Below are 6,756 nucleotides of genomic sequence, written 5' to 3' on the forward strand. Positions count from 1 at the left end.
AAGTGTAGAAAGGGGAGATCATATGAACTGGCATACACGAGTAACGGAATTATTAGGAGTTAAATACCCAATTATTCAAGGGGGATTAGCGTATTTAGCCTATGCAGATTTAGCTGCAGCGGTGTCGAATGCGGGAGGACTTGGTCAAATTACAGCAATGAGCTTACGGGATGCAGATTTATTGCGCGCTGAAATTCGTAAAGTACGCACATTAACTGATAAACCATTCGGCGTCAATTTTGCGATTGGTTTGCATGGTACAGGCTATGAGGATATGGTTCGCGTCGCAGTAGAGGAAGAAGTACCTGTAGTCACGATGACGGGCGGCAATCCGGCACCTATTTTTGATATTTTGGCAGGGACCAATATAAAAAAGTTAGTCCTTGTTGCTGCACGTAGACAAGCTCAGAAAGCAGAAGAACTTGGTGCAGATGCTGTGATGGTCGTAGGACAAGAAGGTGGCGGTCATTTGGGGCGAGATGATGTTGGGACGATGGTGCTTGTACCCCAAGTTGTCGACAGTGTGAAAATTCCAGTCATTGCTTCAGGTGGTATTGGAGATGGGCGTGGTTGGATGGCAGCACATGCGTTGGGTGCAGAAGGGATCGAAATGGGTACGCGTTTTATCGCGACAAAGGAATGCATTAATGCTTCGGAGGTTTATAAAGAGGCACTTCTTGCAAGCTCAGAAGTGGATACGACAGTCATTAAACGCTCAATAGGCGCACCTGCTCGTGCAATACGGAGTGAGTTTACTGAGAAAATTTTAGAAATTGAACGTACAACACCGACATATGAGGCATTAAAAGATTATATTAGCGGTGAAGCAAATAAACGCTTTATCTATGATGGTAAGAAAGATGCAGGTATAGGATGGGCAGGACAAGTGACTGGCATGATACACGATATCCCAACAGTGGAGGAGCTTCTAACACGAATGGTTGCAGAAGCGGAAAGTATCCGGTTAAAATGGGGTCAGTAATGTAAAGGTGGTTTTGTCTAAATGGAATATTCATATCCGTTTTCAATTGATTGGTCGACAGAAGAAATTGTTGACGTTATAAAGTTTTTTGAAGGAATCGAGCAGGCTTACGAAAAGGGGATTAAACGTGAAACGATGATGGTGAAATATCGTCGTTTTAAAGAAATTGTGCCCTCACAAGCTGAAGAAAAAACAATTTTTCGCGAGTTTGAAGAAGCGAGTGGTTATGTAAGTTATCCTGTCATCAAACAAACAAAAGAGGCGGCAGATGGAACGATGATCAAAATTGTACCAAAGCAGCGCCGTTAAAAGTTTTTAATAGCTAATGTGTATGAATATCGAATGTATATTTGTTTTAAGTTTTGGTTAATAAAATTTCATTTGATTAAGAGGGAGTGCTGTTTTTTAGCACTCCTTTTTATATCCTTGTCAAAAGATATGACACTTTCTAGGCGTTTTAATTTTGTGAAATAGGTGTTGTTGGCAGTTTTATGGTCATAGTATGAAAGAAAAGGAAGTTGCACCATCGAGTGATGTCGCAACACTAGATATTATGTGAGCTTCTTTCGTTTTTAGAGATAGTACCTAAAAAATATTTATTATAATATTTTTTCTATCTTTGTTGGAATAATTCAGAGGTTAAAGACTAAAACTACATAAATATACGCACTTAGTTATTTGTAATGGCTTTGTAAATTGGTAATAGGCTATCGAATGTTTCCTCGATTAAATGATGTAAGTTATCAGCAGAAAGTGTAATAGTTTTTTCACGCGAGATATGGCGACCTACTAAAAATTCCCCTTTTTTCACATCACGTAAGCGAACGAGTAATTGCTCGAGTTTATCATCTTTTGCTTTACTTAGAGGAATTGCTAAAGGTGACATATGATCCCCAGAAACGATGTAATCATTTGGAAGTTCATTGAAAAGCGTTTTTTTCGCTAATAAACGTTCTGCAAACATATTTTTTTGAGGCGCTTCATAAATGATTGCTAAGACGATGAATAAATGTGTGCCCCAAAGACCAATCTGAAAGTGTGGAAGTGCCTTATACCCTCTTTTGTAAGGAGCAAAGGCAACCCAACTATCTTTAGGAGGATTAACAGTACGGCGAGCATGTTTTGCTACATGAGGGTAAAACTCTTCTCCTAATTTGCTGGAAAAGTAAGTGGAATACTCTTCTCCAAGTATATTAAATTTTGGTCGTACTAATGAAATTAGCGCATCCATTCGTTGTTCTAAGCCATTTATTTGAAAAACTTCGAAGTCCTGATTTGTCCATTGTGTTTTTTGCATTTTTGATAATTCCTTTCGATTTTCATGTTTATTTTATTAAGTTTTTGGGAAAAAATCTTATAACAGCAACTTTATCGAGAACAATAAGATTTTGTGAAAAATAAATTAAAGGAAGTGATTTTTATGAAACAGATCGTAAAAATTATACGTAAAGTTGACATTGAAAAGCAATATAAACACATCTTACAATTAGAGATTGATTATGAGTTAGCCTCATTATTCTCTGCAATGAATGAACAGAATGAGGGCGAAATTGAAAAAAGTAAAAAACGACTAGCTGAAATTAGAGAAGAGCTTGAGGGTTTACACGCTTATGCGTAAATGCAGTTTTAAACCAATTTAAAAATCACTTGCTGAATATTCCGACAGCAGGTGATTTTTGTCGTTACAAAGAGTAAAATAGACAATATATCATAATGGTTCATGTTATTATGTAGAGGTTCTATTCGAAAGGTGGGTTTTTATGGATTTACAACTTATCGATCAATTTGCGAAAAATATTATTTTTGAAGCGGGTAGACGAATTCGAAATGCATTTACTTACGATTTAGTCGTAGAAACAAAATCAAACGCAAATGACTTAGTGACAAACATTGACCGTGAGACAGAATTATTCTTCATAGAACAAATTAAATCATTTGATTTAACGCATAAAATAATTGGTGAAGAAGGCATGGGTGAAAAAGCCGATTCACTAGAAGGTGTTGTCTGGATCATTGATCCGATTGACGGCACAATGAATTTTGTTAAGCAACATCGCCATTTTATGATTTCGATTGGTATTTTTATCGATGGCGTAGGGAAACTTGGTTACATATTTGATGTTATGCGTGAAGATTTATTTTACGCTATTGAAGGTGTAGGTGCTTGGTATAATGACTCTCCTTTACGTAAACTCCAACCAGTGAAAATTGAAGAAGCAGTGATTGGAATTAATGCAAGTTGGGTTGCACCAAATCGAAGAATTCATCATGAAAAAGTAATTGATTTAGTAAGAACTGTTCGGGGTACGCGATCTTATGGCTCAGCGGCGATGGAAATTGCATTTGTGGTGAGTGGTAAGCTAGATGCATACGTTTCGATGCGATTATCACCTTGGGATATTGCGGGTGGTACGATCATTGCGAAGGAAGTCGGAGCGATTGCGACAAATCTTCGTGGAGAAAGTTTTGATTTTTTACATCAAGATACATTTATTATTGCAAATCCTTATATTCATCAAGAGTTATTAGAAAAATATATTGTGCCTCATGATTAAAAAAACGTACCTAGAGAAATTGACTTCTCTTAGGTACGTTTTCTAATTGCTAAGGTAATTATAGATTTTTAGCTGTTGGATAACCTAGGACATTGTCGTCTAGGCTAGAGCGCTACATCCTCGAGGTCACGATTTGCTCCCTCGGGCGAAAATGGTGAAGCGTTTGCTCTGCTAGCAACTATCGGATGCGAACGAGCGCGTTAACGAATTTGATCCTTTATAGAAGTCCTTGCTCGCGGAATTTGCGTTTCATTTTAAATGCTGTCATGAAAACAACACATGTAGCAACAATCCCTGCTAAGATGCCTAACCAACTACCTAGAGCAACAGAATAACCGATTGCACACATTGCTAAAACAGCCGCTAATGCATAAATGCCCATTACTAATTTTGCACGATTCATAGCTGTGCCTCCTAAATTATTATGGTTTATTTCTGGGTTTTTAGCCAAAATATATACTTGACAGCACATGCCGCGGGCGTGGCTTGTGCCTCCGCCTTCTGTTCTATGTGCCTAAATAGCATGAAATTAATTATAAATCAAGTGTGTATTGTGGTAATGACCCATTTTGTTTATAAAAATATATTTTTAGAATGATAGATATTCTAATAAGGACATTTTCACCCTTCATGTGCTATAATAACACAGTTAAACATTCGAAAAAAGAATATGGAGTGGAATAATGACAAACTTACGTCAAGATCTTCGCAATATCGCAATTATCGCCCACGTTGACCATGGTAAAACTACTTTAGTCGACCAACTATTAAAACAATCAGGTACATTCCGTTCAAACGAACGTGTTGAAGAACGTGCAATGGACTCTAACGATATTGAACGCGAACGCGGGATTACAATTTTAGCAAAAAACACAGCAGTAAATTATGAAGGAACTCGTATTAACATCCTTGATACGCCTGGACACGCTGACTTCGGTGGTGAGGTAGAACGTATTTTAAAAATGGTAGATGGCGTTGTACTAGTTGTCGATGCGTATGAGGGTTGTATGCCACAAACACGTTTTGTGTTGAAAAAAGCATTAGAGCAACGTTTAACACCAATCGTTGTTGTTAACAAAGTAGATAAAGATTCAGCTCGTCCATTAGAAGTAGTAGATGAAGTGCTTGAATTATTCATCGAGCTAGGTGCAGATGAAGACCAATTAGAATTCCCTGTTGTTTATGCTTCAGGTGTAAATGGTACAGCTTCTTTAGACGCTGATCCTTCTAAGCAAGAAGCAGATATGAAATGTCTATTTGAAAAAATCATTGAAGCTATTCCAGCTCCAGTTGATAACTCAGAAGACCCATTACAATTCCAAGTAGCTTTACTTGACTATAATGACTTCGTTGGACGTATCGGAATTGGTCGCGTATTCCGCGGAACAATTTCTGTAGGACAACAAGTATCTCTTATGAAGTTAGACGGTACAGTGAAAAACTTCCGTGTAACGAAAATCTTTGGTTTCTTCGGCTTAAAACGTGAAGAAGTACAGACTGCAAAAGCTGGTGATTTAATCGCCGTTTCAGGTATGGAAGACATCAACGTTGGTGAAACAGTTTGCCCTGTTGAGCATCCAGAAGCTCTTACGCCATTACGTATCGATGAGCCAACTTTACAAATGACTTTCTTAGTAAACAATTCTCCATTCGCTGGTCGTGAAGGGAAATGGGTTACTTCTCGTAAAGTAGAAGAGCGTTTACGTGCTCAATTACAAACTGACGTATCTTTACGTGTTGAAGATACTGATTCTCCAGATGCTTGGACAGTATCAGGCCGTGGAGAGCTTCACTTATCTATCTTAATCGAAAACATGCGTCGTGAAGGTTTCGAATTACAAGTGTCTAAACCACAAGTAATCATTCGTGAAATCGACGGCGTGAAATGTGAACCATTCGAACGCGTTCAAATCGATGTACCTGAAGAAAATGTTGGTTCAATTATTGAATCGATTGGTACACGTAAAGGTGAAATGCTTGATATGGTGAACAACGGCAGTGGCCAAGTTCGTTTAACGTTCTTAGTACCAGCTCGTGGATTAATCGGTTATACAACTGAATTCATGTCAATGACAAAAGGTTTCGGTATTATCAACCATACATTCGATTGCTACCAACCGGTAATCCCAGGTAAAATTGGTGGACGTCACCAAGGTGTACTTGTTTCAATGGAAACTGGTAAATCAACAACTTATGGTATGATGCAAATTGAAGACCGTGGTACACTATTCTTAGAACCAGGTACAGATATTTACGAAGGTATGATCGTTGGGGAAAATACACGTGACGCTGATATCACTGTAAACATCACAAAAATGAAACAAAAAACAAACATCCGTTCAGCCAATAAAGACCAAACGAATGTTATTAAAAAACCACGTATCTTGTCTCTAGAAGAAGCACTTGAATACTTAGGTGATGACGAGTACTTAGAAATCACACCTGAATCTATTCGCCTTCGTAAACAAATTCTAGATAAAAACGAACGTGAGAAAGCAGCGAAAAAATTACGTAACGCTGAAGTATAATTTTCCGCTGTCATGAAAGGAAGAGGAGTCTTGGATATGAAGTCCGCTTTAATGGGTGAACTGAATGTTATTCAAGTTGCTGCACCAGCAAATGCAGGAGAAACAGAATTTGTATTTAACCGTATGGCTGGGATTACTCGTTTTTTATATGAAAACCTGCCTAGCTATAACATGGCTGGATATGTTGTTTTCATCCTTGTATTTTTACTTTCCGCGCTTGTCTATAAATTAGGCTTTGCGAAGAAACTAAAAATGTCACAAAATATCGTAATTTACGTTTTTCTGTTTTTAGGATGTATTATGCTGACATTTTTAGCGTTATTCCTGCCGATGGTTGAAGGACTAATCGTTGCAGCGTTAATATTAATATTATACAAAACGCGTTTATGGCGTGAGAAAAGAGAAGAGCAACGAGCTGCTAATTAATAACAGTAGTTCGGCTCCTATGAAAGCAGTCTTAGCATAGTAATGTGCTAAGGCTGTTTTTATGTGCGCCTAGCATGGGTGTAGTCTATAGGGTGCAAGTCCCGAACTGTGAAGGCAGAAGTAATAGTTAGCTTAACGCAAGGGTGTTCGTGGTGACGCGGAATCTGAAGGAAGCGAGCGGCAAACCTCCGGTCTGAGGAACACGAACTTCATAGAAGGCTATGTACGACTGGGTGAGTTTGCATAACAAAACGAAGCCCTTTCT

At 38.2% G+C, this 6,756-nt stretch carries 8 protein-coding genes; 6 read left to right on the forward strand and 2 right to left on the reverse strand.

Annotation, left to right across the window (positions count from 1 at the left end; translation table 11 throughout):
• Positions 1-22 precede the first annotated feature (22 nt).
• Complete coding sequence (locus ACIQZG_RS05570) at positions 23-982, forward strand: NAD(P)H-dependent flavin oxidoreductase (RefSeq protein WP_402754176.1); 960 nt, start codon at positions 23-25, stop codon at positions 980-982.
• Positions 983-1,003: 21 nt separating this feature from the next.
• Positions 1,004-1,291 (forward strand): UPF0223 family protein, encoded by a 288-nt coding sequence (locus ACIQZG_RS05575; protein WP_402754177.1) that lies wholly within the window; start codon positions 1,004-1,006, stop codon positions 1,289-1,291.
• A 361-nt stretch (positions 1,292-1,652) separates the two neighbouring features.
• On the opposite strand, the gene ACIQZG_RS05580 is transcribed toward ACIQZG_RS05575, so the two are convergent.
• Complete coding sequence (locus ACIQZG_RS05580) at positions 1,653-2,279, reverse strand: YktB family protein (protein ID WP_402754178.1); 627 nt, start codon at positions 2,277-2,279, stop codon at positions 1,653-1,655.
• A 123-nt stretch (positions 2,280-2,402) separates the two neighbouring features.
• On the opposite strand from ACIQZG_RS05580, the gene ACIQZG_RS05585 reads away from it, so the two are divergent.
• Both ACIQZG_RS05585 and ACIQZG_RS05590 read left to right on the forward strand, forming a co-directional pair.
• A complete protein-coding gene (locus ACIQZG_RS05585) occupies positions 2,403-2,600 on the forward strand; it encodes a hypothetical protein (protein WP_402754179.1) in 198 nt (65 codons plus the stop codon).
• A gap of 142 nt (positions 2,601-2,742) precedes the next feature.
• Positions 2,743-3,537, forward strand: a complete 795-nt coding sequence (locus ACIQZG_RS05590; protein ID WP_402754180.1) for an inositol monophosphatase family protein — start codon at positions 2,743-2,745, stop codon at positions 3,535-3,537.
• Between the two features lie 217 nt (positions 3,538-3,754).
• On the opposite strand, the gene ACIQZG_RS05595 is transcribed toward ACIQZG_RS05590, so the two are convergent.
• A complete protein-coding gene (locus ACIQZG_RS05595) occupies positions 3,755-3,940 on the reverse strand; it encodes a DUF5325 family protein (RefSeq protein WP_402754181.1) in 186 nt (61 codons plus the stop codon).
• A 280-nt stretch (positions 3,941-4,220) separates the two neighbouring features.
• On the opposite strand from ACIQZG_RS05595, the gene typA reads away from it, so the two are divergent.
• The gene (gene typA / locus ACIQZG_RS05600; RefSeq protein ID WP_402754182.1) at positions 4,221-6,065 is read left to right on the forward strand and encodes a translational GTPase TypA; all 1,845 of its coding nucleotides are present in this window, start codon (positions 4,221-4,223) and stop codon (positions 6,063-6,065) included.
• A 51-nt stretch (positions 6,066-6,116) separates the two neighbouring features.
• Positions 6,117-6,491, forward strand: a complete 375-nt coding sequence (locus ACIQZG_RS05605) for a YlaH-like family protein (protein ID WP_402754189.1) — start codon at positions 6,117-6,119, stop codon at positions 6,489-6,491.
• Positions 6,492-6,756 lie beyond the last annotated feature (265 nt).

It is taken from the genome of Lysinibacillus sp. NPDC096418, assembly GCF_044762775.1.
GTDB lineage: Bacteria > Bacillota > Bacilli > Bacillales_A > Planococcaceae > Lysinibacillus.